Raw genomic sequence first — 374 nt, forward strand, 5'->3', positions numbered from 1 at the left:
CACGAACAGGGTCTGCTGGAAATCGTGGCGCGCCGCGGCGATGCCCAGCGCCTCGCGCACCGCGCTGGCGCTGCCGTCGGCGCCGACCAGCAGCCGCGTGTGCAGGACCTGCTCGCTGCCGTCGCGCAGGATCCGCACCCGGCGCTCTCCATGCTCGGCGTCGGGCTCCAGCGCCACGAACTGCGCCGGGCGGTAGCGGGTCAGCTGCCGCGTCGCCGCCAGGCTGGCCTCCAGCGCCTCGCCGAAGTCGCGCGCGACGACCACCTGGCCGAAAGCCTCGCGTCCGTAGTCGGCGGCTTCCAACCGCACCCGGCCGAAATCGCCGGCGCGGCTGACGTGGATGCGGCGGATCGGTCCGGTCGGCGCGCGCAGCC

The 374-nt window shown here is 75.4% G+C and carries 1 protein-coding gene; it reads right to left on the bottom strand.

The features are described from left to right. On the bottom strand, window positions 1-374 hold a 374-nt coding region (locus D183_RS25890), incomplete at both ends, for an FAD-dependent monooxygenase (protein ID WP_039729634.1).

Source organism: Xanthomonas sp. SHU 199 (genome assembly GCF_000364665.1).
GTDB lineage: Bacteria > Pseudomonadota > Gammaproteobacteria > Xanthomonadales > Xanthomonadaceae > Xanthomonas_A > Xanthomonas_A sontii.